The 21968-nt window shown below is 52.4% G+C and carries 19 protein-coding genes and 1 pseudogene; 6 read left to right on the forward strand and 14 right to left on the reverse strand.

The window, feature by feature from the left end; translation table 11 throughout:
• From QVP67_RS04335 to QVP67_RS04345, 3 genes are all read left to right on the forward strand, one after another.
• Positions 1–732 (forward strand): lipopolysaccharide biosynthesis protein (locus tag QVP67_RS04335; RefSeq protein ID WP_288179898.1); only part of this gene is annotated, 732 nt, incomplete at its 5' end.
• 49 nt (positions 733–781) lie between these two features.
• Entirely contained in the window at positions 782–2149 is a 1368-nt protein-coding gene (locus QVP67_RS04340; RefSeq protein ID WP_022162328.1) for a TIGR00341 family protein, read from the forward strand.
• Positions 2150–2175: 26 nt separating this feature from the next.
• Positions 2176–4308 (forward strand): S46 family peptidase, encoded by a 2133-nt coding sequence (locus QVP67_RS04345; protein WP_022162329.1) that lies wholly within the window; start codon positions 2176–2178, stop codon positions 4306–4308.
• 121 nt (positions 4309–4429) lie between these two features.
• Here the strand turns inward: QVP67_RS04345 and QVP67_RS04350 are convergent, their stop codons facing one another.
• The 5 genes from QVP67_RS04350 to QVP67_RS04370 all read right to left on the reverse strand — a co-directional run bounded on the left by QVP67_RS04350 (position 4430) and on the right by QVP67_RS04370 (position 10218).
• Positions 4430–5356: a hydrogen peroxide-inducible genes activator gene (locus QVP67_RS04350; RefSeq protein WP_022162330.1), complete on the reverse strand. Its 927-nt coding sequence runs from the start codon at positions 5354–5356 to the stop codon at positions 4430–4432.
• Between the two features lie 24 nt (positions 5357–5380).
• Positions 5381–7288, reverse strand: coding sequence for a DEAD/DEAH box helicase (locus tag QVP67_RS04355; protein ID WP_022162331.1), 1908 nt, complete (start codon positions 7286–7288; stop codon positions 5381–5383).
• 108 nt (positions 7289–7396) lie between these two features.
• Positions 7397–8461 carry a tyrosine-protein phosphatase gene (locus QVP67_RS04360; RefSeq protein ID WP_022162332.1) on the reverse strand — a complete coding sequence of 355 codons (1065 nt, stop codon included), beginning with the start codon at positions 8459–8461 and terminating at the stop codon, positions 7397–7399.
• A 240-nt stretch (positions 8462–8701) separates the two neighbouring features.
• Positions 8702–9625: a carbohydrate kinase family protein gene (locus QVP67_RS04365; RefSeq protein ID WP_022162333.1), complete on the reverse strand. Its 924-nt coding sequence runs from the start codon at positions 9623–9625 to the stop codon at positions 8702–8704.
• Positions 9613–10218 (reverse strand): KpsF/GutQ family sugar-phosphate isomerase, encoded by a 606-nt coding sequence (locus QVP67_RS04370; RefSeq protein ID WP_022162334.1) that lies wholly within the window; start codon positions 10216–10218, stop codon positions 9613–9615. The genes QVP67_RS04365 and QVP67_RS04370 overlap by 13 nt, the downstream gene beginning before the upstream one ends.
• A gap of 105 nt (positions 10219–10323) precedes the next feature.
• On the opposite strand from QVP67_RS04370, the gene QVP67_RS04375 reads away from it, so the two are divergent.
• Both QVP67_RS04375 and QVP67_RS04380 read left to right on the forward strand, forming a co-directional pair.
• Positions 10324–11586 (forward strand): M16 family metallopeptidase, encoded by a 1263-nt coding sequence (locus tag QVP67_RS04375; protein ID WP_022162335.1) that lies wholly within the window; start codon positions 10324–10326, stop codon positions 11584–11586.
• A gap of 259 nt (positions 11587–11845) precedes the next feature.
• Positions 11846–12376: an outer membrane beta-barrel protein gene (locus QVP67_RS04380; protein ID WP_022162336.1), complete on the forward strand. Its 531-nt coding sequence runs from the start codon at positions 11846–11848 to the stop codon at positions 12374–12376.
• 134 nt (positions 12377–12510) lie between these two features.
• Here QVP67_RS04380 and QVP67_RS04385 read toward each other — a convergent pair whose 3' ends face one another.
• From QVP67_RS04385 to QVP67_RS04425, 9 genes and pseudogenes are all read right to left on the reverse strand, one after another.
• Positions 12511–13095 carry an epoxyqueuosine reductase QueH gene (locus QVP67_RS04385; RefSeq protein ID WP_288179899.1) on the reverse strand — a complete coding sequence of 195 codons (585 nt, stop codon included), beginning with the start codon at positions 13093–13095 and terminating at the stop codon, positions 12511–12513.
• A gap of 201 nt (positions 13096–13296) precedes the next feature.
• Positions 13297–14469 carry a mannonate dehydratase gene (gene uxuA, locus QVP67_RS04390; RefSeq protein WP_022162338.1) on the reverse strand — a complete coding sequence of 391 codons (1173 nt, stop codon included), beginning with the start codon at positions 14467–14469 and terminating at the stop codon, positions 13297–13299.
• Between the two features lie 133 nt (positions 14470–14602).
• Positions 14603–15415, reverse strand: a complete 813-nt coding sequence (locus QVP67_RS04395; RefSeq protein ID WP_022162339.1) for an SDR family oxidoreductase — start codon at positions 15413–15415, stop codon at positions 14603–14605.
• Positions 15416–15570: 155 nt separating this feature from the next.
• A complete protein-coding gene (locus tag QVP67_RS04400) occupies positions 15571–16212 on the reverse strand; it encodes a WbqC family protein (protein WP_022162340.1) in 642 nt (213 codons plus the stop codon).
• A gap of 45 nt (positions 16213–16257) precedes the next feature.
• The gene (gene lepB / locus QVP67_RS04405) at positions 16258–17190 is read right to left on the reverse strand and encodes a signal peptidase I (RefSeq protein ID WP_022162341.1); all 933 of its coding nucleotides are present in this window, start codon (positions 17188–17190) and stop codon (positions 16258–16260) included.
• 79 nt (positions 17191–17269) lie between these two features.
• Entirely contained in the window at positions 17270–18760 is a 1491-nt protein-coding gene (locus QVP67_RS04410; protein WP_022162342.1) for a S26 family signal peptidase, read from the reverse strand.
• A 15-nt stretch (positions 18761–18775) separates the two neighbouring features.
• Positions 18776–19562, reverse strand: a pseudogene (gene dapB, locus QVP67_RS04415) (4-hydroxy-tetrahydrodipicolinate reductase).
• A gap of 385 nt (positions 19563–19947) precedes the next feature.
• On the reverse strand, positions 19948–20541 hold the full coding sequence (locus tag QVP67_RS04420; protein WP_022162344.1) for a hypothetical protein: 594 nt from the start codon (positions 20539–20541) through the stop codon (positions 19948–19950).
• Positions 20542–20560: 19 nt separating this feature from the next.
• The gene (locus QVP67_RS04425) at positions 20561–20737 is read right to left on the reverse strand and encodes a hypothetical protein (RefSeq protein ID WP_288179900.1); all 177 of its coding nucleotides are present in this window, start codon (positions 20735–20737) and stop codon (positions 20561–20563) included.
• A gap of 232 nt (positions 20738–20969) precedes the next feature.
• Between QVP67_RS04425 and QVP67_RS04430 the strand changes: the two genes are divergently transcribed.
• The coding region (locus QVP67_RS04430; protein WP_288179901.1) for a sensor histidine kinase at positions 20970–21968 on the forward strand (999 nt) is incomplete at its 3' end.

The following is a 21968-nucleotide window of genomic DNA, read 5'->3' on the forward strand; positions in this document are numbered from 1 at the left end:
ATCTTTCCCTACGTCTATCCCGATAAGGCCGAAGCCACCGTACAGCTGGGCATCTACGGAGCAGCCAGTAAGATAGCCATGATTATGGCCATGCTGACACAAGCCTTCCGCTACGCCTACGAGCCGTTCGTCTTTGGCAAGAGTCGCGACAAGGACAACCGTGAGGTTTATGCGCAGGCCATGAAGTTCTTCATCATCTTCACCCTGCTGGCTTTCCTCGCCGTGATGTTCTACCTCGATTTGCTGAAGTTCATCATCGGTCGCGACTACTGGGCCGGCTTGCGTGTGGTGCCTATTGTGATGGCTGCGGAAATCTTTATGGGCATTTACTTCAACCTATCTTTCTGGTACAAGCTGATCGATGAGACGCGTTGGGGAGCTTACTTCTCGCTGGCGGGATGTACGGTGCTGGTACTGATGAACGTATTGCTGATTCCCCGCTTCAGCTATATGGCCTGTGCATGGGCCGGCTTTACGGGCTATGGCGTGGCTATGCTGCTGTCGTATTTCGTAGGGCAGAAGAAATATCCCATCCGTTACGACCTGAAAGCGATAGGCGGTTACGTACTGCTGGCAGCAGTGCTTTACGTGGCGGCCGAATATGTTCCCATCGACAATATCTGGCTGCGCCTGGCTTATCGCACAGTGTTGCTGCTGGTGTTTGTAGCTTATGTGGTGAAGAAAGACTTGCCTTTGCGGCATATTCCGGTAGTAAACCGCTTTTTCAGATAACCGTGACTACGGTCCGACAACGATTATAATTACTTAATTAAAGAGACTTATGGAAACAACCGACCCGCACAGAAATACCTTTGCCATCAAGGCGTTTTTGAAAGAGTACCTGGACTTGCGCAAAGACAAGGACAACGAGCTCGAAACCGTAGAATCCATCCGTAAGGGAGTGGAGTTCAAGGGAGCCAATTTGTGGATATTGATATTCGCCATCTTTATGGCTTCACTGGGACTGAACGTCAACTCTACGGCCGTGATTATTGGTGCCATGCTTATCTCGCCGCTGATGGGTCCTATCATGGGTGTGGGACTGTCGGTGGGATTGAACGACTTCGAACTGATGAAGCGTTCGTTGAAGAGCTTCCTCATCACAACGCTGTTCAGCGTGGTGACGGCTACGGTTTTCTTCCTCATCAGCCCGGTGGCCGAGGGGCAGTCGGAACTGCTGGCACGTACGTCGCCCACCATTTACGACGTATTCATCGCATTGTTGGGCGGTATGGCGGGTGTAGTGGCTCTTTCTACCAAGGAAAAAGGTAACGTGATACCGGGTGTAGCTATTGCCACGGCGCTGATGCCGCCCCTGTGTACGGCCGGCTACGGTCTGGCTACAGGCAATCTGATTTACTTCCTGGGGGCTTTTTACCTGTATTTCATCAATTCGGTATTCATCAGTCTGGCTACGTATGTCGGAGTGCGGGTGATGCACTTCCAGCGCAAGGCTTTTGTGGACAAGAACCGTGAGAAGACGGTACGCAAATACATCATCTGCATTGTGGTGCTGACCATGTGTCCGGCTGTTTATCTGACTGTGGACATCATTCAGAATACATTCTTCGAGAGCGCGGCCAACAAGTTCATCAACGAGCAACTTTCTTTTGAGAATACCCAGGTACTGGACAAGAAGATTGTGAACAAGGGCAAGGAGCGCGAGATACGCGTGGTGCTGATGGGTGACGAAGTGCCCGATGCATCGATAGCCGTGGCGCGTGGCAAGATGAAGGATTACCAGCTGGAGAACACGAAGCTGATTGTCATGCAAGGCATGAACAACGAGTCGATGGACATCTCTTCCATCCGTGCCATGGTGATGGAAGACTTCTACAAGAACAGCGAACAGCGCTTGCAGGAGCAGACACAGAAGATTGCCGAACTCGAAGGCAACCTGCAACGGTACCAATCGTTCGATGAATTGGGCAAGAAAATCATTCCCGAACTGAAAGTTCTCTATCCGTCGGTGAAGTCTGTATCCATTTCGCATGCCATCGAGACAACGGTCGACTCACTCCGTACCGATACGGTGACGCTGGCTGTGCTGAAGTTTGGTAAGTATCCCGACGCACGAGAGAAGAGTAAGATAACAGACTGGCTGAAGGCACGTACCGGTGCGCGTAAGCTGAGGCTGATAGCAGAATAAAACGACTAACAAACAGAGAGAAAGATATGAAGCTGAGACTGAAGTGGATGACCTTCTGCCTGCTGCTGGCATTGGCAAGCCATGCGGACGAAGGCATGTGGATGCTGGGCAACCTGAACCGGCAGACCCGGAAAGCCATGAAAGAGTTGGGACTGGAAATGCCTGCCAGCCGGTTGTATAACCCCCGTAAACCGTCGCTGAAAGATGCCGTGGTGAGTTTCGGAGGTTTCTGCTCGGGCGTAGTGGTGTCCGAAGACGGGTTGGTGCTGACCAACCATCATTGCGGTTTCAGCAGCGTGCAGCAACACTCGTCCGTCGAGCACGATTACCTGAAAGACGGCTTTGTGGCCCGCAACCGCAGCGAGGAGCTGCCTAATCCTGAACTGTACGTCCGCTTCCTGCTGCGTACCGAGGACGTCACCAAACGCGTGCTGAAACACGTCACCCCCCGCATGACCGAGGCTGAGCGTTCTTCGGTAGTCGACTCGATGATGCTGGCTATCGGTGCGGAAGTCTCGGCCGCGGACTCTACGCTGGTGGGGGTGGTCGATGCTTATTACGGCGGTAATGAGTTCTGGCTCTCGGTCTATCGCGACTTCAACGATGTACGGCTGGTATTTGCCCCTCCTTCGTCCATCGGAAAGTTCGGCTGGGACAACGACAACTGGATGTGGCCGCGCCACACGGGCGATTTCTGTGTCTTCCGCATCTATGCCGACAAGAACAACCGCCCCGCCGACTATTCGCCCGACAACGTGCCCTATCATCCGTCATACGTGGCACCCATTTCGCTCGACGGCTATCGCGAAGGCTCCTTCTGCATGACGCTGGGCTATCCGGGCAGTACGGAGCGTTACTTGTCTTCGTATGGCATTGAGGAAATGACGCAGACTGCCAACCAGGCCCAGATTGACGTACGGGGCATAAAACAGGCCATCTGGAAGCGCGAAATGGACCGTAACGATTCCATCCGCATCAAGTATGCTTCGAAATACGACGAGAGCTCCAACTACTGGAAAAACAGCATTGGCATGAACCGTGCCGTCCGCAAGCTGAAGGTACTGGAGAAGAAGCGTGCCATGGAACAGGAACTGCGCCGCTGGATTCAGCAGACACCCGATGAACGTGCCGACTTGCTTCAACTGTTTACCGACCTGGAACTTGCCTATAAGAACCGACGCGAGGTGAACCGGGCACAGTCGTACTTTGTGGAAGCCTTTCTGAACGGTCCCGAACTGGTGCAGCAGGCTCTCACCATCCTGAACTTCGACTTCGAAGGCGAACGTGACGTCGTAGTGGCCAACCTGAAGAAGATTGTCGAAACATACAAGAATCTGGATGTCGATATCGATAAGGAAGTATTTACAGCCATGCTGAAAGAATACCGCTCGCAGGTCGATTCGGCCTACCTGCCCGAAGTTTACCACACCATTGCCACGCAATACGGGGGCGATGACAGGGCTTTCGTCGATTCGCTCTATGCCCATACCCAGTTTGCTACTCCGCGTGGCCTGAAGCGCTTCCTTGAACGTGACACGACCTATCAGTTGCTCGACGACCCTGCCATCAGTCTGGGCATCGACCTGATCACGAAGGCTTTCGAGCTGAATATGCAGATGCAGGAACCTTCGGTGCAGATAGACCGGGGCGAACGTCTGCTGAATGCGGCCATCCGTCGCTTCTATGCTTCGCGCAATTTCTATCCCGATGCCAACTTCTCCATGCGCCTGAGCTTCGGTACTGTCTGCGGATACGATCCTTTTGACGGGGCACACTACAACTACTACACCACTACCCGTGGAGTGCTTGAGAAGGTGCGTGCCCACGAGGGCGATGCCGACTTCGAGGTACAGCCCGAATTCCTGTCGCTGCTGTCGTCGGGCGATTTCGGCCGGTATGCCGACGAAAACGGCGAAATGAAGGTGTGCTTCATCTCGAACAATGACATCACGGGCGGCAACAGCGGCAGTGCCATGTTCAATGCACGGGGCGAACTCCTTGGCTTGGCCTTCGACGGAAACTGGGAAGCCATGAGCAGCGACATCCTGTACGAGCCCGATATGCAGCGTTGCATCGGGGTAGACATCCGCTACGTGCTTTTCGTTATCGAGAAATACGGCAAGGCCAGCGAGTTGATACGGGAGCTTAAAATCGGATAAATCTTTTGTTTTTGTGGGCGGGTAAGCCCGGCATTTTTTCCCAGTTAGGAAAAAATTATTTCCCAGTTAGGAAAAAAATATTCTCCAGTTAGGGAAAAATAGAGGGCTTTCTTTCCAAACTTCAGACTACCTGCTGTGTGGGTAGGGGAGCCAGCATTTCTTGCGGGACGGAGGCTTGTATTTCCTTCACCAAGGCATCGCGCAGCGTGTGGCGGATGAAGTCCTTGCCCGTCAGCAGGACGATGTGGCGGGCAGGCCTGGGCACGGCAAAGGGACGTACTAGCTGCTGTTGCGCCTCGCTGAGCTGCAACACGGCCAGTTGGGGAATGAAGGTGATGCCTTTCCCGCCCTCGACCATGCGCATGAATGTCTCCATACTGCCCAGATGGTAGGCAAGCTGGCTGGCTTGTGCCGCCTTCAGCTGGCAAAAGCGCACCAACTGGTCGCGGAAGCAATGGCCTTCGTCGAGCAGCCAGAGCTGTTCGCCGCTGAGGTCGGACGTACGTATCAGCGAATGGCTACTGAGACTGCTTTCGCGCGCTACATAGGCATAAAACTGTTCGTAGAAGAGGCTTGTCTGCTCGTATTCCTCCATGCCTGCCAGACTGGCTACAATACCTGCGTCAATGCTTCCCTCGCGCAAGGCGCGCTTGATGTCGGCGGTCTTCATCTCCGTCACCCGTATGTCCAGTCCATCGTACTTCTTCATCAGCTGTGGGAAGAAGCGGGGCAGCAGGTAGGGAGCAATAGTAGGCAGGATGCCCAGATTGAACGTCCCTGTGAAGGAGCCTTTGGCCTCTTCGACCATCGCTTTGATGCGGGCTGCCTGCGCAAGCACCTCCCGGGCCTGGGCAAGGATGTGCAGGCCGATGGGAGTGGGGGCTATGGGCTGGCGACTACGGTCGAAGATGCGGGTGTCCAGTTCGTCTTCGAGTTTCTGTATCATGGTGCTCAGCGTGGGCTGTGTCACGCGGCAGTGCTCGGCCGCTTTGGCAAAGTGGCGGTACTGCTCTACGGCGAGGATATATTCCAGTTGTTGCAGGGTCATGGTATCGGTTGTAAGGGTTGGCTGTTACTTCTTTTTCTTTTTCGACGGCTTGGCCCATCCCTCTTCGTCGAAGTCGGGTTCGGGACCTTTCAGGTCGTTGTTGTGCTGGAAGAACTGCTTCCAGTCGTCCTTCTTGCCACGGGGCTTGGTGTAACCACGCTCTTCGCGGCTGGGCTTTTTCTTCTTTTCGGCAGCAGGGGCTTCTTGGGCTTTTCCTTTGCCCTTGGCGGCTTCGCGCTTGCCCTTGGAGTCGTCCTTCCGGTTGTTTCTGCGGCCGGTTTCCTTCTCTTCTTCTCCGGCTACTTCTACCACCACTTTGCGACCGTTCCACTTGGTACGGTTCAGGGCTTTCAGCACGTTGCGGGCCTCTTGTTCTTCGACCTCGAAGAACGAGAACTTGGGCATCAGGTCGATGCGTCCCAGCTCTACACGTCCGCGGGTGTTGCTGTTCAGCAGGCTGATGAGCTCGTTGGGGAAGAAGTTGTCCACCTTGCCCAGATTGATGAAGAGGCGTGTGAAGCCCGGTTCGGCCTGACGGCTGTTGTTTCGTCCGCCTTTTTCGCCCTGTCGCTTGCCGGCTTTCTCGCCCTTGGCGCTGCTGTCGCCGACGATGGAGATTTCGGGGCGGTCGCGATAGTAATCCAGAAAGCGGTTGAACTCGTGCGACACCATACGCTTGATGAGGTCCTCTTTTGACAGCCAGTCCAGCTTGCGATAAACGTCGGGCATGAACGATTCGATTTCTTCTTCGTTCACCTTCACTTTCTCCAGGTCGTCTATTACCTTGAACAGCTGTTTCTCGCAGATTTGTTTACCGGTCGGCATTTCACCGGGCTGGAACTTCTTGCCGATGATGCGCTCTATTTCGCGCATTTTGCCCTTCTCGCGCAGGTTGATGATGGCGATGGAGGTACCTGTCTTTCCGGCACGTCCGGTACGTCCGCTGCGGTGGGTGTAGCTTTCGGTGTCGTCGGGCAGGCCGTAGTTGATGACGTGTGTCAGGTCGTCCACGTCCAGTCCGCGTGCAGCCACGTCGGTAGCTACCAGCAGTTGCAGGTTGCGGATGCGGAACTTCTGCATCACGGCGTCGCGCTGTGCCTGCGACAGTTCGCCGTGCAGCGAGTCGGCGTTGTAGCCTTCCTGCATCAGCTTGTCGGCTATTTCCTGCGTCTCCTTGCGGGTGCGGCAGAAGATGATGCCGTATATCTGCGGATAGTAATCGACAATGCGTTTCAGAGTCTCGTATTTGTCCTTGGCATGCACCACGTAAACGATATGTTTTACGTTGGCGGTACCTTCGTTTTTGCGTCCGATGGTGATTTCTTTGGCGTCGTGCAGGTAGTTCTTGGCGATGCGGGCTATCTCGGGGCTCATAGTGGCCGAGAAAAGCAGCGTGTTGCGTTCCTGTGGTACGTCGGCCAGGATGGCGTTGATGCTGTCGGTGAAGCCCATGTTGAGCATTTCGTCGGCTTCGTCCATGACGACGTTCTGTATGGTGGCCAGCGATACGGTTTTGCGCTCCATCAGGTCAATCAGTCGTCCGGGTGTGGCCACAATGATGTGCACTCCCTGCTTCAGGGCGCGTATCTGACTTTCGATGGACGAGCCACCGTAGACGGGCAGCACGCGCAAGCCTTCGATATATTTGCTGTAATCAGTCAGGTCGCCTGCAATCTGCAGACACAGTTCGCGTGTGGGGCATAGGATAAGCGACTGTGGAATGCGCCGTGCCACATCGACCTTCTGTATCAGCGGCAGGCCGAAAGCGGCCGTTTTGCCCGTTCCGGTCTGTGCCAGGGCCACGACGTCGTTGTTTTCTCCTAAAAGGTAAGGAATCACTTCTTCTTGTACCGGCATGGGATTCTCATATCCCATCTCTTCGATGGCGCGGCGTATCTCCGGCGACACACCGAGCTCTTCAAATGTCTTCATTCAATATCCTGTATAATAATTCGGTGCAAAGATAAGGCTTTTAGGCGAAGAATGCGGTATGATGAGGCTGATTTGTAGCCCGATGCGCGGTAAATCGAATGTGACAGCTTATTTTTTTATCAAAAGAATACTTTGCAGTTTCTTTATTTCTTCCTTGGTCAGTCCGATGCCTTTCTTCAGGTAGGTATCTACGTCGCCGTACCGTTTCTCTATCTCGTCCTTGGCGGCGTTCAGGAAGTTCTCGCGGGCCGAGTAGATGGCAGTGATGGCTTCCTGCGAACGTACAGGCAAGTCGTAGGCGTATTGCGTGGCAGAAGGTATGTTGAAGAAATAGTTGCTGAGGCGGTAGTCTTCCATGATGATGTCGGCATTGACGCCAAGGGTAGCGAGAACAAGGGCGACTGCAATGCCCGTACGTCCCTTGCCCGAAGAGCAATCGATGACCAGCGGGTATTTGGTTTCATCCAGCAGCACGTCGAAAAGCTGGCGGAGCTGACTTGTGTATTTGTTCACAATCTCACGGTTGGCTTGCTCTACGATTTGCAGAACCGAATCTTTTCTGAGTTTGTGCTTTTCCACTTTGTCCAGTACCAGCTCGATGTCGTTTATGGGAATAGCGATGTTCACTACGTCGAAGTTCTTGCGTAAACCGACTTGTGGACCTGTTTCCCGTTGGCTTCGCAGGTCGACGATGGTTTTGATGCCGATGTTCTTCAGTTTCCTGATGGCAAAACAGTTTAGACTGTCTATCTGTGCCGAACGGTAGATCATGCCCCAGCGAACCCGTTTCTTGGTGCCGTACGAGGCATATCCTCCCAAGTCACGGAAATTTTGTACGCCGGGGATGTTGACATTTCGGGCGGCAGTCTTTATCCGGTATTTGTCGTTGAATACCAATGTATAGTAATAACGCTGAGAGGGATCGCTGTTGATGACGGTGGTTGTCTGGTCGGAAATGTTGGCTATGGCCACGGGATTGCTTTCGGGAGCAGATTCTGGCTGGGTCGAGGCATAGACTTTGACGTCCCCCTCGATAAGGGGAGCTGTTTCCCATTTCACAATGCAATTGCCTACATTGTTCTCTTCGCACACGACGGCGATGTGAGGGGTCAGACCGCTGCATGCAGGCAGCAGCACAGACAAAGTAAAACCAATCAAAAGCTTCCTGTACATAATTTGTAATTGTCTCTAAGCGTTTCTACAAATATAGCGTGTCCTATACTTCACAAATATATGTAATTTAGTTACAGACGATGCTCGCCGGTTAATTGATTTAGGTTTCTTTTTTGAACTTTAAGCAAATGACGGGAGAGTGTAAAGAAAAAGAATAAACCGATATTCCGCTGTTGCAGTGGGACTGCCATGCGGGATATCGGCTTCTCTCTCTTCTCTTTACCTATATAAATCGTCTTGTTAAAGCGTATGTGCTTCCGCAAACTCCCTCGAAACCGAATTGTTGAAACTGCAGCACACGTCAGCGGCAAACTCGATGCCGCAACGGATGACTTTGTCCCATGTGGCTTCGTCCATCGTGGCGAGGTCATCGTAGCGTACGTTATACTTCAGTAGGCCGAAGATGATACCTGCGTTGAAATTGTCGCCCGCGCCGATGGTGCTGACTGCCTCAAGCGGAGGAATGGGATAGTCTTTGGAAAGGGTAGCCGTGCGTAGTGATACCTGCTGGGCTCCTGCCGTGCAGAGGAAGTTACGACAGTAAAACTTCACCTTATCGCGGTAGATTTTGTCGGCTTCCTTCAGGCCCCACATGTAGAAGAAGTCTTCTTGCGAGCCGCGTACGATGTCGGCATACTCCAGATTCTCGATGATGGTGGGAGCCAGTTTGATGGCTTCTTCCTTGTGCGAGGAGCGGAAGTTGGGGTCGTAGTAGACGATGGCATGCATGTCGTGCGCGCGTTCCAGCAGTTCTACTACCTTGTCGCGCAAGACGGGATTCAGGGCATAGTACGAGCCTACCATCACGATGTCGTCTTCCTGAATTTGCGGATATTCTACGTCGAGTCGCTGTTTGGGGTAGTCTTTGTAGAAGATGTATTCTGCATCACTGTGTTCGTTGAGGAAAGCAAGCGATACGGGTGATTTCCCGTCGGGGAAGACGTTGACGTGGTCGGTAGGAATGTTGTTTTCGCGCATGAAGCGGAGGATGATCTCTCCTACGTGGTCGTTCCCTGTCTCGCTGATGAAACAGATGGGAACACCCGCACGTCCCAAAGAGACGATGCCGTTGAATACAGAACCGCCGGGCACAGCCGCTGTGGGCTGTCCGTTGCGGAAGATGATGTCGAGAATAGTCTCGCCGATACCTATTACTTTACGCATAATGAACGTGATTTTTCTCCGAGATAGCCGCCGTGGTGGCGTTTTGAATAGTCTTCAATGGTGAATCCGGTCTGTTTCATGGTCTGTACCACCAGGATATCACCGATGACGGTCATGACGGTGGTCGAAGTTGTGGGCGTCATGCCCAGTGCGCATACTTCCTTGGGACTGCCGGTACTGAGGCAGACGGTGGCTTCGCGAGCTAGCGGACTGTCGGGGTTGCCGGTGATGACAATGAATTTCAGACTGGGGTCCAGGTTGTGGGCCAGTTGGGTGAGCTCTACAATTTCACGCGTTTTTCCGGAATTGGAGATGAGCAGCAACAGGTCGTTTTCCTGCAGGATGCCCAAGTCACCGTGTTGGGCTTCGCTGGGATGCAGGAAGACGGCTGGGATGCCTGTCGAGCAAAAGGTAGTAGCAATGTTCATGGCAATCTGCCCTGCCTTTCCCATACCTGAGGTCACAAGTTTACCCTTACGGCGGTGTACGTGTTCCACGATGAGCGACACGGCTTTTTCGTAGGCGTCCGTCACAGGGATGTTCAGTACTGCTTGTGCCTCTTTCTGCAAAAGCTCTTGAATAGATGCTATCATTTCTTTCGGTTTTGGTTATCTGGTTTTGCAAATATCTATAATTTTCCATAAACGGCAATAAGTTTTATTGTATTTTTGTACCTGCAATCAGTTTGAAACGTCAGAATGGAGCATTTGAACGAAACCAACGGGAAATATAGCACATATACACTGGCCAACGGTCTGCGCATCATTCACGAGCCGTTGGCTTCACGGGTGGCTTATTGTGGATTTGCTGTCGATGCAGGCACACGCGATGAGATGCCCGATGAGCAAGGTATGGCTCACTTTGTGGAACATCTCATTTTTAAGGGAACTCACAAACGACGGGCCTGGCACATCCTGAATCGTATGGAGAACGTAGGCGGTGACCTCAATGCCTACACCAACAAGGAAGAGACGGTGATCTACTCTGCTTTCCTTGTCGAGCACTTCAGCCGGGCTTTTGAGCTGTTGGCTGATATTGTATTTCATTCCACTTTTCCGCAACACGAGATTGAAAAGGAGACAGAGGTGATTATCGACGAGATACAGTCGTACGAGGACAACCCTGCTGAACTGATCTTCGACGATTTCGAAGACCTTATTTTCCGCGGTCATCCGCTGGGGCGTAACATTCTGGGCAATCCCGAACAACTCCGCACGTTCCGTACCGAGGATGCCGTAGCTTTTACTCGTCGTTACTATCGGCCGGAGAATGCAATATTCTTTGTATTGGGTGATGTTGATTTCCGCCGGGTTGTCCGCTTGGCCGAGAAGCTGGTGGGCAACGTAGCAGGAGGAACAGCTACCGGCAATCCTTCGGACAACCGACGGATGCCCCCTTTGCCTTATGTGCCCGACCGACTGGTGATGAAAAAAGGTACGAACCAGACACACGTGATGATAGGTGCCCGTGGCTACAATGCCTACGACGAGAAACGTACGGCCCTGTATCTGCTGAACAACCTGCTGGGCGGTCCCGGCATGAACAGCCGCCTGAACGTAGCGTTGCGCGAGCGCCGTGGGTTGGTATATAACGTAGAGTCCAATCTGACTGCTTATACCGATACCGGCACCTTCTGCATCTACTTTGGTTGCGACCCCGATGACGTGGATCTTTGTACACGCCTGGTGTATAAGGAGCTGAGGCGTTTGCGCGACACCCGTTTGACTACTTCGCAACTGGCAGCAGCGCAGAAGCAGTTGATAGGCCAGATAGGTGTGGCGTCGGACAACAACGAAAACAATGCCCTAGGTATGGCCAAGACTTTCCTCCACTATAACCGTTACGAGTCGCAGGAAGCCATTTGCCGCCGCATCAGTCTGCTTACTTCCGACCAGTTGCTCGAAGTAGCCAATGAAATGCTGGGCGAGGATTATCTGTCGGAGTTGGTTTATCTGGGATAATTGAAATTAAACTTTTGCTTCGTAAAGAAATTTATGGGGGGTGAAAGATGTGCGTAACTACTATTCTTATTCTGGTAAGTAAGAACTTGATATCATTAGTCTGATTATAAGTAGCTTGTGATAGTGTAAGGCTTTCTTTTACAGGTCTTGAATATTACTCGGGTGTAAGTACCAAGTGAACAAATATTTGTTTTGCTAAACTAAAAGTCCGTATTGTGTGTTTAGAAATTATTAATATGTCTAATAAATTAGTAAGAGTATGAAAAGAATTGTAGTATTTCTGTTTGTAGTAATGGCAGCTTTGGCTGCGAAATCGCAAGTCTATGTAGGTGGAAATATCAGCCTTTGGCATAACGATGATGCCGATGCTACAAGTTTTACGTTAGCTCCCGAAGTCGGGTATGAGTTTTCCGATCAGTGGTCGGTGGGTGCCCAGCTTATTCTGTCGCATTCCAAGCATAAAGTGGACGATCACGTAAAAGCAAAATGGACGGGTTTTGCCTTTGCGCCGTATGCTCGTTATTCTTTTTTCGAGAATAAAGCGGTTCGTTTCTTTGTTGACGGTTGTATTGGTGTATCATCACAGAAGTATAAGGGTGCCGATTCTGAGGCAGGTTTTGAACTGGGACTGAAACCTGGTTTGGCCCTTAAGGTGACAAATCATTTTAGTCTGATTGCCAAATATGGTTTCCTGGGTTATCGGGATGATTATATGCTGGATACTTCTGATGGCTACGGTTTCAATTTCAGCAGTGAAGACCTGTCGATAGGTTTCCATTATACGTTCTGATAGAGAGTGGCTTTCACTCAATAGTGGGTGTGCCAGGATGAAGAAAGCAGTTACTTCATCTTGGCGCACTTTTTCTGTATAACAGACGGTTCGTTTTTTTAGTTTGATATGATTGGTTCCCTCAAAAGACAGTCTTATATGTTTTTTTCTGTCAGTCGTCTCATACTGAATTCGCAACCGCAGTATTGTTGGTTGTAGAAGTCGTACTCGTGTAATAGCTGGTTGCGGCGTTCCTGCAGGCCGCCTTTGCGCCAGTTCTGTTCCCAGAAGAGGGTGCCGGGATAACGTGCGGCGGCACGTCGTCCGGCCTCATTGATTTGCTCCAGGCTCTTCCAGCGCGACGAGGCAAGGGTAGTCGTGAACAGGGTAAAGCCGTGCGTGGCGGCATAGCGTGCCGTCTCGGTGAGGCGCAGGGTGAAGCAACGCAGGCAGCGTGCTCCGCGTTCGGGTTCATCCTCCAGTCCTTGCATCAGACTTTTCCAATGCTCGTAATCGTAGTCCGCATCGACAAAATCGAGGCCCTGAGACGTAACAAAACGTATGGCTTCGTTCTTACGTACTTCGTATTCTTCCCGAGGATAGATGTTGGGGTTGCAGTAGAATACTGTAGGTCGTATATTGTTGGCCAGCATACATTCGATAATAGCCGACGAACAAGGAGCACAGCAGGAGTGCAGCAGTACGTGGTTTTCGCCGTTGGGTGGTAGGAGTTTGAGCATACGTGTGTGATGATTGCAATTAGGGTTTGAATATACAAGTATTAGTGTAGCAGAATAGAACTGTTCAGACGCAAATGATACGGATAACATGTTTTTTAGAGAGCTTTTCCCGTATAAATGTCACGCATATTCGGGAGGATAAAGTAACTCTATGTTATCTGTATCGTCTGCGTCTGAAAATGTATTCAGCTTCGGGCTTTTTTATTTATACAGCGTCTTCGCAATCCCCATTTCCAGTCCGCGAAGTTCAGCCAGTCCGCGCAGGCGGCCGATGCACGAGTAGCCGGGGTTGGTTTTCTTGCGCAGGTCGTCCACCATCTGGTGTCCGTGGTCAGGGCGCATGGCGATGGAGACACCGCGACGCTGTTGCAGTTCGAGGAAGGCTTTCATTACGCCGTACATGTCGACGTCGCCTTCCAAGTGGTTGGCTTCGTAGAAGTTGCCTTCGGCATCGCGCTTGGTGGAGCGCAGGTGTACGAAGTTGATGCGGTCGCCGAAGCGGGTCATCATGGCGGCGCAGTCGTTGGCGCTGCTCACACCTAAGGAACCGGTGCACAGGCAGAGTCCGTTGCTGGGATTGGGTACGGCGTCGATGAGTGCCTGGAAGTCTTCAGCGCAACTCATGATGCGCGGCAGGCCCAGGATAGACATAGGCGGGTCGTCGGGATGAATGACGAGCTTCACACCCACTTCGTCGGCTACGGGGCAGATCTCGCTCAGGAAGTAGATAAGGTTCTGGCGGAGACGTTCGGGGGTAATGTCTTTGTAGCGATCCAGTTCGTGCTGGAATTGTTCCAGCGTGAAGCTTTCTTCCGAGCCGGGCAGGCCAGCTATCATGTTGCGGACGAGTTTCTGCTTATCTTCTTCGGTCATCTGCTCGAAGCGAGCACGGGCTTTGGCCTTCTCTTCTTCGGTGTATTCGGCTTCGGCACCGGGGCGGTGCAGCAGGAAGAGATCGAAAGCTATGAAAGCGGCACGTTCGAAGCGCAGGGCGCGGCTGCCGTCGGGCAGTTCATAAGCCAGGTCGGTGCGTGTCCAGTCCAGCACGGGCATGAAATTGTAAGTGACGATGTTTACACCGCATTTTGCCAGGTTGCGCAGGCTTTCCTTGTAATTGTCGATGTACTTCTGATAGTCGCCTGTCTGCGTCTTGATGTGCTCATGAACGGGTACACTTTCGACAACAGACCACGTGAGACCTACTTCTTCGATCATCTGCTTGCGCTTCATGATTTCTTCTACAGTCCACACTTCGCCGTTGGGGATGTGGTGCAGGGCATTGACGATGCCGGTGGCTCCGGCCTGCTTGATATCCCATAGGCTGACAGGGTCGTTGGGACCGTACCAGCGCCAGGTTTGTTCGCAAAGTATCATAATGGGTATGTTTTTTATGTTGGAGGAGTTAAGGAGTCAAGAGTTAAGTAGTTAAGCCAAATGATAGGCTTTCAAAAAACAAAAGTATCGGCTTAACTCCTTAATTCCTGTCTCCTTAACTCCTAAGAAAATTTTACATAGCAAACACATTGAATCCACCGTCTACTACGGCTACGGTACCTGTTACGAAGCTGGAAGCGTCACTGATGAGGTACTGGATGGTACCGCACAGTTCTTCGGGGCGTCCCATACGGCCGAAAGGAGTCTGACGGATGACGTCTTGTCCGCGTTGCGTCCATGAGCCATCGGGGTTGGTCAGCAGGGTGCGATTCTGTTCGGTCAGGAAGAAGCCCGGAGCGATGGCGTTCACGCGGATGCCTTCGCCGAACTTCTTGGCCACTTCGGTAGCCATGAAGGCGGTGTAGTTAGAGATGCCAGCCTTGGCTGCAGCATAGCCTGCTACGCGGGTCATGGGGCGGAAGGCGGCCATACTGGAGAAGTTGACGATAGCTCCCTTCTTCTGTTCTACCATTGGTTTCAGGAATACCTGTGTGGGCAGTACAGTACCGGTCAGGTTCAGTTCGAGTACGCGTTGGAATTCTTCAATCTTCAGGTCAAAGAAAGTACCGTCGGGTGCGATGGTAGCTCCCGGCATGTTGCCTCCGGCAGCGTTCAGCAAAGCGTCTACCCGTCCGTAGGCTTTCAGGATGTCGGCCAGGTTTTGCTCTAATATTTCACGGTTCATCACGTCGGTGGTCAGGAACATGGCTTCGCCTCCGTTGGCTTTGATACCTTCTACAATGGCGTTTCCTACTTCGGCTTTACGTCCGAGGATAACAACTTTAGCGCCTTCTTCTGCCAAATGAGCGGCGATGGCTCTGCCCAGAATACCGGTTCCACCGGTGATGACTACTACTCTGTCTTTGATGTCGAATAAGTTTTTCATGATGAATTATGTTTTAATAATTAGTTAGAATCTGTTTCTTTTGTTCGGATGTCCTACTTCAACAACAAAGTTACACATTAATTTCATTACAAGTGTTGCACGTTTGTCTCAAATTCTTTCTTCCTGGTTTCATTCGTGCAAATTTCCGTCCGTTTTTATTCCTGTAAACAGCTTTTTTGAAGTACCAGCAGGCTTTCAGGACCCATGTTGAACAACAGGTCGACTATGCTGAGATTGGGCAGGAATCCCAGTTTTTCCTGAAATACCTGATAGTAGGAGCAGGGAGAGAAGGCATCGTCTTCCGTACGGAAATCTTTTTTGGGATGGATGCGTTCGCGGAAGTCGTCTTCGTTGGGACCGAACGAAGTGCGGTATTCGGAAGTACGTGTCAGGTCGGGTTGCAGGTCGATGAGCGAACAGATGAGGCGGCACAAGGCTTCGTTGAAGTCCATCAGGAACTCGTATTTCTTTTCGTAGAAGGGGCGGAAATCATCCTTGTAGTACTCGAAGAAGGGAGTATGATTGTAGGCCGATTCCAAGGCATTCCAGTGCAGGTGGCGCCAGTTGCCGTGGTCGGAGATGCGGATGTCGCGCATAAAGCATTTGGGCGTATCGGGCTTCACAATGGGTACTGTAAGTGCCAGCGGACCGTCGGGAGCAGCGATGGTGCAGCGGTTGCGGTAGGTTTGCTTCAGGTAATGGTCGTACTGCTCGATGAAGATTTTGTCATACGTCAGCAGTTTGACGTAATATTCTACAGGAGCCAGATAGGCGGAGGACAGAAATATTGTTTTCATTTTCGTAGAGAATGCTTTTAAATCGTATGGAGCGTATGTACGGAGTTAGTGAATCCGCTGTCCGATGCGTTCCCAGCGGTAACCGCTAAAAGGGCCGCTATCATCGCGTTTGGAGAACCATATCAGCGAGGCTTTGCCTATGATGTGGTCTTTGGGCACGAACCCGAAGAGGCGCGAGTCGGACAGGTTGACGGGATTGTTGGACACTACCCAGTAATAGTCTTTGGTGAAGTAGCAGTGCTGTGTGGGCTTGCCGTCGACGAAAAGGGTATCATTCCGGATTTCAGCCTGCCGGTGCTCGTGCATCACGAGCGTGTTGCACAGCAGGGTACGGTTCCAGGGATATACGCGCAGCACTTTGCCTTTGCCGGGTACAATCAACGGTTTCAGGGCACGGGCAGAGTCGGTCTGGTCCAGCGGTTCTATCCAAGGGCAGATGTTGAGCGACTGTTCCAGCAGATAGGCTTCGTAGCGGCTGAAGCTGCGTATGTTGTGCACAGAGTCCTGACCCAGTATCGGGCCGGGCTTGATGTTGAGCAACGGCAGCAGTGAGTCGAGCTGCTTTTCGCGGTTGCGCGGATAGGCATAGAGAAACTTCTGGTCGGGAGCATCCTGCTCGGACGATACGACGGAAAAGAGGGAGTCTATCAGCAGCGTGTCACCCGGCGTGCCGATGCAGCGGTTGATGAATACTTCGCGGCGGTCGGCTATGGGTTCCTTCAGATTGGCTGGATTGTTGAAGACGATGATGTCGTCTTTCCGTACGGGCTTGTCGCCCCAGCGGTGATAGCCCAGCCAGGCCATGAAAGGCAAGCGGAGGCCATAGCTCCATTTGTTCACCAGTATGCGTTCGCCTCGGTACAGTGAATTTTCCATGCCCGACGAGGGAATCAAGTAAGGAATGGCCACACAACCCCGGAGCAACACTACAACGAGTATTGTTCCTGCTATCAGGCCGATGGTTTTCCATACTTTCATGCTGCGGATGCTTTGTGTTAGGGTTGGAAGGGATGAAAGGACAGAACTGTCTTTACCGCCCTTTCATTCCCTTTCTGTATCATTCATCTTTTACGATCTTGAACAGTCTGTTCCAGCGGATTTTACCGTCAAACCAGCCACGGTCTTTGTCCAGCGACAGCCAGACGACGATGGGGCGACCTACTACGTGATCCTCGGGTACGAAGCCCCAGTAGCGGGAGTCAAGCGAGTTGTGACGGTTGTCGCCCATCATCCAGTAGTAATCCATCTGGAAGGTGTATGTATCCGTCTTCTGTCCGTTGATGTAGATGCCGTCAGCCCGGCGCTCCAGCTTGTTGCCTTCGTAGGCTTCGATGCATCGTTCGTACAGGGGCAGATTGTCGTCGGTCAGGGTGATGGTAGCACCTTTGGCAGGAATCCAGATGGGGCCGTAGTTGTCGCGGTCCCACTTCGTATAGAGATTCTGCGGGAACATGTCGCCCGAGTAAATGGCAGGCTCCTTGACGATGCGGCTGATCAGCTTCGTGTTTCCAGCCAGTGCGTCGTACATGGCTTGGGTGAGCGGCAGGTGATAGACCGGTGTCAGTCGGCCTTGTGCGTCGCGGCGGTCCAGTCCCATTTCCATCAGTCCCATTTCCCAGTTCAGGTCTTCGGTCATCAGCATCTGGTCGTCCTTGCTGATGCCCAAGTCGCGGAACATTTCATCGGGGATGTACGGTCCGGTGGTCTGCACGAAGTAGTTGAACTGCATGTCCTTGGGGTTCTTGATGGCTTGGCCGTCGATGCATACTTGTCCGTCTACGATTTGTAGGGTGTCGCCGGGCAGGCCTACACAGCGCTTCACGTAGTTCTCGCGGCGGTCGACGGGGCGCACTACGACTTTGCCGTACATCTGCGGGTTGGAGAGTATCTTGTTGCGTCCGGCGCTATAGTACAGGTCGTAGACGGCTCGCTGTTGCTGGCGTGTCAGGCTGTCCATGTCCACGTGCTTGGGATACAGGCTCTTGCCTTCGCGGTAGGCCAGGGCGTAGAAGTCTTCCATCTGATGGTTGAGTGCGACGGTATCGCCGGCGGGGAAGTTGAAGACAACGATGTCATTCAGTTTCACCTTGCCGAATCCCGGTACACGTTTGTACTTCCATTGCGGCCATTCGATGTACGACTTGCAGTTGAAGATGGGCAGCGTGTGTTGTGCCAGCGGCATGGAGAGCGGCGTGTTGGGCACACGGGGACCGTAGCTCATCTTGCTGACGTAGAGGAAGTCGCCCACGAGCAACGATTTCTCCAGCGAGGAAGACGGTATCTGATAGTTCTGGAAGATGTAGAGGTTGACGAAGTAGACGGCCACCAAGGCGAAGACGATGGCGTCCACCCAGCTCATGACGGTGCGTACGGTGGCGTTCTTCGACTTCTTCCACCATCCCCAGGGAATCTTCTTGCTGATGTAGACGTCGAAGATGAAGGGTACGACTATCACTCCCCACCAGCAGCTTACCCATATCAGGAAGGCCAGATAGAGCAGGGTGACAATACTGAATTTAATCCATTGTGAACGTGTAGCTTTTCTCATGACGATAGTTCTTGTTTATTTCAGAAACGGAAATAAGTCGCTCATCCCCAGGAAGCCTTCGTGTGTGGCGGTGTATTCGGCTGCCAGCACGGCGCCCAGGGCGAANNNCCAGCACGGCGCCCAGGGCGAAGCCACTGCGGTTTTTGGCATCGTGGGTGATGGTGATACTGTCTGCTTCGGAGTCGTAGCGGATGCTGTGGATGCCCGGTACTTCACCTTCGCGGATGGAGCTGACGGGCAGTTCGTCGTTGGCGCAGGCGGTAGTGCCTGTCACGGTGCCGTCGGGGGCCTGAAGCGTTCCTTTCACCCAGCGCGTTTTGCGGTCAAGGTTCTCCAGAATGCCTTCGGCCAAGGTGATGGCGGTGCCGCTGGGGGCATCGAGCTTGTGGACGTGGTGCGTTTCGCTCATGCTGACGTCATAGCCGGGGAACTGGTTCATGATTCGGGCCAGATACTTGTTGACGGCCGAGAAGATGGCTACGCCCAGACTGAAATTGCTCGACCAGAACAGTGTCTTGCCTCCTTCGGTGCAGAGGCGGCGTACTTCTTCGCCGTGCTCTTCGAGCCAGCCGGTACTGCCCGACACCAGTTTTACACCTGCCTCAAAAGCCTTCATGTAGTTGCCGTAGGCTGCTTTGGGATTGGTGAACTCGATGGCCACGTCGGCCGAGCGGAAGGCTTCGGACTGGAAGTCCTCCTGGTTGTCGATGTCGATGATGCAGACGATTTCGTGTCCGCGGCCGAGGGCAATCTTCTCAATCTCCTTGCCCATTTTTCCATAACCGATAAGTGCTATTTTCATTGTTTTTGCTCTTTTGTTTAGTGTATGTCTCTCTAATTCCCGACAAACATTATTATTAAATGTCGCAAAGATAGGATTTTTCTTACACAAACCGTTACAATTAACTTCTTGTTAACAATGCCGGTGCGGAAGCCGTTGTAAGGAGCTGTTCGCCGGCAGGTATGCTGCCGGTTGCACAGCCAAGGAAGGTTTGCAGGAGTTTTCCCGGTATTCTCCTTTCGTCTCATAAGGGGAGAATAGTTTTCTCACAGTCATGAGAATAATCTTCTCATAACTATGAGAACGGTCTTCTCATAAGCATGAGAATTGTTTTCTCATACTAATGAGAATATTGCTGTCCTATGGGGAAACCGTACAGCGGCTTTTGGGAGTTTGTGCTTTGTCCTTACTTCGCGTAGTTGCGTCGGATGACGGTGCCTTCGTATGTGTTTTTCCCCGTTTGGAACAAATCCTCATCGTCGAAAGGACGCAACTTGTACCACATTGTGAAGTCGGCAGTGCTGCACACCAATGTGATGATGCCGAAGACGTAGGCTGTGGCATTGCCGGTGCAGAAGCCGTGCAGCATGGGCAGCACGCCCAGCAGGATACCTGGCAGGAGCAGCAACAGGCGGTAATGCTTCAGGGGAACAGCTCGGGAGGGATAGAATCCTGCTGATTTCCAGTCGCAGTGCCAGCGGATGCCTTTCAAACTGCGTCCGCTGATGAAGTACGTCACCAGACTGCCGGCCAGGATGTAAAGGGCAAATATGATGAGCAGCAGTCCGAAGATACCTCTTCCCCAGTGCTGCCCGATGTAGTGGCCCAGGTTGTAAACGGAGAACTCTTCCCAGATGAAGATGTAGAGAACTGAGCTGGCGAACATGACCAGCAGGTAGAACACGATGACGTAAATGCTGATTCGTCCCGGGTTGATTTTCACTTCTATGCCGTTCGGTTGCGAGGCGGGGTTCGGATTGGGTTGTACTGTTGTTTCCATAAAGCGTGAATGATAGGATTCAATAAAAGATGGCCATATATTTTCCGATATAGTAGCCCGCCGCGAAGCAGACGATGAAGCTGGCCAGCCCTACGGCTGCTAGGATGAAGATTTTTTTGACGGGTTCGTTACCTGTCAGCGACTCCGCTTCTTTCGCGAGGAAGCGGGTCATGTGGCTCTTGAAAGTTGTTTTCATTGTGATATTCGTTTCTGGTTGACGTTGCAAAGATAAGTCCTCCTTGGTAAACGGAAGGTTAACGTTACGTTATCTTTACGTTAACAGTTGGAAGGAAAGGAAAAAGAAACTACTTTTGTCAATGGTTAATGATTAATGGTAAATGGTCAATAAGCGAGGCTGTACCAAGTATGGCCTGTTGTTTACCGCTAACCATTTACCATTAACCATTCATCATTAACCATTAAAAAAGATGTCCAAGTCCTTCTACATCCTCCTCACCCTTGTTGCCGCTGCCGTAGCTGTCTTCTTTCTCGGCCGCTGGACGGGTATGAGCCTGGGACTCAACAGCCAGCGTGTGATGCGCACTGTTCACGAAGCCTGGTGCCGCGCCGACGACCGTCACGCCCTTTGCCCCGAGGCCGGACTGGACTCCCTCTTCCATCAGCAACTGCGTGAAGACGGATTGCGTCGCCTCCGTTTCCGACTGGACACGGTGCCGCTGGCGGGCGACTCGACCGTGGTGTTTCGCTCTGCCTTGCATTACTTCGTCGATTACGAACGGGAGCTGGAGCACCGGCGTACGTTCGTCATTCCGATAGACAGTCTGCACGGGGTGCGTGCGCAGCTTCTTAACCTTCGTGCCGAGACCGTCGGTGCACAGCTTTATTATCTGTTGGGTACGGTGGTGGGCTTCTTGCTGTTGGCTTATGGCATTGCCAAACAGGTAGACACCATCCGTCGTCAGGACAAGCTGTCGCAGATGCGCGAGGACTTCTCCTACGCCATGGTGCACGACATGAAGACGCCTATCAGCACTATTCTGATGGCGGCGAGGAATCTGCGCAGTGGTCGCCTGGACGCCAAGCCCGAACGCAAGCGCGAGCACTTCGAACTGCTGGAGAAAGAAGGGTTGCACTTGCTTGACCTGACCAACCGCGTACTGACCCTTTCGAAGATGGAGCATCACCAGCTGTTGCTCGACAAGGACTGGCATCTCCTGCGCCCCATGGTGGACGAACTGATACAGGTGTTCGAGGCCAAGGCGGCGAAGCCCGTCACCTTCAGCACCGACCTTCAGGCCGAAGCGGTCTATGCCGACATGGAGTTTCTGAAGGAAGCCCTTTCCAACCTGATAGACAACGCCCTGAAATACTCCAAAGACACGGTAGAAGTACGCATTGCTTCGCGTCAGGAGGCTGGTTACATTCGCATCAGTGTTCGCGACAACGGCATTGGCATCCCTCTTTCG

Origin of the sequence: Bacteroides sp. CAG:633 (assembly GCF_000435115.1) — a bacterium.
GTDB lineage: Bacteria > Bacteroidota > Bacteroidia > Bacteroidales > Bacteroidaceae > Bacteroides > Bacteroides ndongoniae.

Bases quoted from the DNA above. Each gene is read 5' to 3' on its own strand.
- QVP67_RS04340 (WP_022162328.1), top strand. From the start codon at position 782: ATGGAAACAACCGACCCGCACAGAAATACCTTTGCCATCAAGGCGTTT.
- QVP67_RS04345 (WP_022162329.1), top strand. From the start codon at position 2,176: ATGAAGCTGAGACTGAAGTGGATGACCTTCTGCCTGCTGCTGGCATTG.
- QVP67_RS04350 (WP_022162330.1), bottom strand. From the start codon at position 5,356: ATGACCCTGCAACAACTGGAATATATCCTCGCCGTAGAGCAGTACCGC.
- QVP67_RS04355 (WP_022162331.1), bottom strand. From the start codon at position 7,288: ATGAAGACATTTGAAGAGCTCGGTGTGTCGCCGGAGATACGCCGCGCC.
- QVP67_RS04360 (WP_022162332.1), bottom strand. From the start codon at position 8,461: ATGTACAGGAAGCTTTTGATTGGTTTTACTTTGTCTGTGCTGCTGCCT.
- QVP67_RS04365 (WP_022162333.1), bottom strand. From the start codon at position 9,625: ATGCGTAAAGTAATAGGTATCGGCGAGACTATTCTCGACATCATCTTC.
- QVP67_RS04370 (WP_022162334.1), bottom strand. From the start codon at position 10,218: ATGATAGCATCTATTCAAGAGCTTTTGCAGAAAGAGGCACAAGCAGTA.
- QVP67_RS04375 (WP_022162335.1), top strand. From the start codon at position 10,324: ATGGAGCATTTGAACGAAACCAACGGGAAATATAGCACATATACACTG.
- QVP67_RS04380 (WP_022162336.1), top strand. From the start codon at position 11,846: ATGAAAAGAATTGTAGTATTTCTGTTTGTAGTAATGGCAGCTTTGGCT.
- QVP67_RS04385 (WP_288179899.1), bottom strand. From the start codon at position 13,095: ATGCTCAAACTCCTACCACCCAACGGCGAAAACCACGTACTGCTGCAC.
- uxuA (WP_022162338.1), bottom strand. From the start codon at position 14,469: ATGATACTTTGCGAACAAACCTGGCGCTGGTACGGTCCCAACGACCCT.
- QVP67_RS04395 (WP_022162339.1), bottom strand. From the start codon at position 15,415: ATGAAAAACTTATTCGACATCAAAGACAGAGTAGTAGTCATCACCGGT.
- QVP67_RS04400 (WP_022162340.1), bottom strand. From the start codon at position 16,212: ATGAAAACAATATTTCTGTCCTCCGCCTATCTGGCTCCTGTAGAATAT.
- lepB (WP_022162341.1), bottom strand. From the start codon at position 17,190: ATGAAAGTATGGAAAACCATCGGCCTGATAGCAGGAACAATACTCGTT.
- QVP67_RS04410 (WP_022162342.1), bottom strand. From the start codon at position 18,760: ATGAGAAAAGCTACACGTTCACAATGGATTAAATTCAGTATTGTCACC.
- QVP67_RS04420 (WP_022162344.1), bottom strand. From the start codon at position 20,541: ATGGAAACAACAGTACAACCCAATCCGAACCCCGCCTCGCAACCGAAC.
- QVP67_RS04425 (WP_288179900.1), bottom strand. From the start codon at position 20,737: ATGAAAACAACTTTCAAGAGCCACATGACCCGCTTCCTCGCGAAAGAA.